The sequence below is a fragment of the Shewanella sp. SG41-4 genome (assembly GCF_014164505.1).
Classification (GTDB): Bacteria; Pseudomonadota; Gammaproteobacteria; order Enterobacterales; family Shewanellaceae; genus Shewanella.
The window spans coordinates 1-2,638 of the sequence record NZ_JACJFI010000405.1; the positions used below are offsets into that span (position 1 = coordinate 1).

The following is a 2,638-nucleotide window of genomic DNA, read 5'->3' on the forward strand; positions in this document are numbered from 1 at the left end:
CACTCGAACCTTACTGCACTGCGATGAGTTTTATTTTTATCTGGATGCAGAACTAGACGCTTATGAAGGAGACAAGCGCGTTTATTCGCAAAACTGGAACCTTCGTATTAGTCGTAACTTGGTTTTACTATTGGCTATTGTGCGTGGATCCCGGTGTGATCAAGTAACGCCTCTAATTGTGCTGGATTATCGAGTTTTAGACTCCAACGCACCGTCCCCGCATCCGCGACAATCACTAAACCTTGATGAAAACAGCTAATATCATCTACTGACGCAGCAAGCACCAGTTGACTATCATGAAATCTGCACTGAATTTCATGCACAGTGACAATAATTTTACCCAAAGAAAAATCAATAACCATAATAACTCACTGTAAAAACAAAAATCCCAAGTATTCACTTGGGCTTTATACAAGAATTAAATTGCTGTTAAATTAGGAATTAACAACAAACTAATCTCATTAGTGGTGATGACCACCAGCACCATGGGCGTGTCCATGAGCAATTTCTTCATCTGACGCATCACGAGCACCGACAATTTCGACGTCGAATGTTAATTCACGGCCAGCTAGTGGATGATTAACATCAACAGTTGCCATAAATTTGCCCACTTTAATGATGGTAACTTGACGTTGACCTTGTTCAGTATTTACCACTGCTGCCATGCCTGGTTTCCATACTTTTGCACCGACAAGATGTTTAACAGATACACGCTGCTCTGAATCTTCTTGGCGTTCACCATAAGTGTCAGCAGCTGGCGGAGTAATAGTAAACTTCTCGCCAATTTCTTTACCATTAATGGCAGCTTCGATACCAGGCATCATGTTGTCATGCCCATGCAGATATGCAATCGGCTCACGACCTTCATTTGATTCAATCACATCGCCTTTTTCATCACGTAACGTGTAATTAAACTGCACTACCATATCGTCTTTAATGCTCATTATCGTTCCTTAACTCTAAAATTTGCCGAAGCTTAGCAAAAGCCTGCTAATGCATCCACAAAAAAGTGGCCATTTAGGTGGCCATTATAATTTGATGCCTAATGCATTAAATGTTTCAACATCAGGAAACCCATCCGCAATCAGCCCTTTTTGCTGCTGAAAGGCTTGTAAACCTAGTACCGAATTACGTCCTAAAATACCATCTGGCTTACCAACATCAAATCCAGCATCATTAAGCTTTTGCTGTAACTGCTTTACCGTTTCTCGGCTTAACCTTGGCTGTTTAGGTACTGAACGAGTTAACATCGCACCTCCATTAATTCTGTCGGCTAAATGTCCTACTGCAATGGCATAAAATTCAGAACGATTCCAACGCATTATCACATTAAAGTTGTCATACCCTAAGAAAGCAGGACCCGTATGCCCTGCTGGCAAATATAAAGCAGCTTGCATATCTGGTGTCGACAACGGCTGACCATTAGTTTGCTTAATATTCAGCTCTTGCCATTTTACTAATGGTAAAGGGTATTTACCGCCCAAGTAAGCAAACGGGTAATCAACAGGCAACAATACTTCACGCCCCCATCGCTCATCAGCTTTCCAACCTAAGTGTTGTAAAAAATTAGCAGCAGACGTTAATGCATCCACTTCACTAGTCCATAAATCGGCAATACCATCACCGTCGCCATCTACGGCATACTTACGATAGTTAGTCGGCATAAATTGGGTGTGCCCCATCGCCCCTGCCCACGAGCCAACCATTTTGTTATCAGCGAAATTAAATTGCTGCTTTAACTTCAACGCTTGTAATAACTCGCCAGTGAAATAATCACTACGCCTTGGATCGCATGCTAGCGTTGCTAATGAATCGAGCACTGGCATGCTACCTTTGTAACTACCAAAGTTAGTTTCCAAGCCCCAAAAAGCAACAATATATTGCCCTGGCACACCATACTCTTTTGTTAGCTTAGTTAATAATGGCCCATGTTTAGCCATCATTTTTGTACCTTGTTCAACCCGCCATGGTGTTACCCGTTTGTCAAAGTAATCACCAAAGCTAGTGGTAAATTCTGGCTGCTGGTTATCTAGTTCAATCACTCTAGGGACAAACTTTAAATTTGCGACAGTGGTATCGATAATCTGCTGTGAAATTCCAGCAGCTTTTGCCTTTTGCTGTAAATTAATCACACAAGTAGCAAAATCGGGATGCTCTTGAACAGGAGTAACATCAGCGACGGGATCGGGTGATGCCGACACAGCACAGGCACTTAATAAGGTGCTAGATACAAACATTGAAGCAATAAACACAGAAAAACGTCTTTTATGAGCCATGAACAACACTTAATTTACGTAAAATGAATATTGAATATCGTGACGCATCGGCTTTCAGTAAACAAGAGCTGTTAACATTAAACCCTGTTTATTTATGAAAAATTCAACTGGATAAATAAAAACGCTGCTAACAATATAATCAATAATGAAGAGATGATTCTAAGCCAAACACATTATTTAATCACTGCACTTTATTTGATTGATACAACAAACTAATGAAATAAATGGGTCAATACATTAAAGACTTTCGCTATTCCCACTATCGAAACAAAATGTCATAACATAGACGACGGTGAAGAACAGTTACAACATTGACGTATCAAGTATTGTTAGTTGCAATATCTCTATAAACGCCCATTTTA

At 40.4% G+C, this 2,638-nt stretch carries 3 protein-coding genes; all 3 read right to left on the bottom strand.

The window, feature by feature from the left end:
• Positions 1–134: 134 nt before the first annotated feature.
• Positions 135–362, bottom strand: coding sequence for a DUF3389 domain-containing protein (locus H5202_RS20305; protein ID WP_101086922.1), 228 nt, complete (start codon positions 360–362; stop codon positions 135–137).
• Positions 363–461: 99 nt separating this feature from the next.
• A complete protein-coding gene (locus tag H5202_RS20310; RefSeq protein WP_182773659.1) occupies positions 462–944 on the bottom strand; it encodes an FKBP-type peptidyl-prolyl cis-trans isomerase in 483 nt (160 codons plus the stop codon).
• 84 nt (positions 945–1,028) lie between these two features.
• A complete protein-coding gene (locus tag H5202_RS20315) occupies positions 1,029–2,276 on the bottom strand; it encodes a lytic murein transglycosylase (RefSeq protein WP_182773660.1) in 1,248 nt (415 codons plus the stop codon).
• Positions 2,277–2,638: the final 362 nt, after the last annotated feature.

Bases quoted from the DNA above. Each gene is read 5' to 3' on its own strand.
- H5202_RS20310 (WP_182773659.1), bottom strand. From the start codon at position 944: ATGAGCATTAAAGACGATATGGTAGTGCAGTTTAATTACACGTTACGT.
- H5202_RS20315 (WP_182773660.1), bottom strand. From the start codon at position 2,276: ATGGCTCATAAAAGACGTTTTTCTGTGTTTATTGCTTCAATGTTTGTA.
- H5202_RS20305 (WP_101086922.1), bottom strand. From the start codon at position 362: ATGGTTATTGATTTTTCTTTGGGTAAAATTATTGTCACTGTGCATGAA.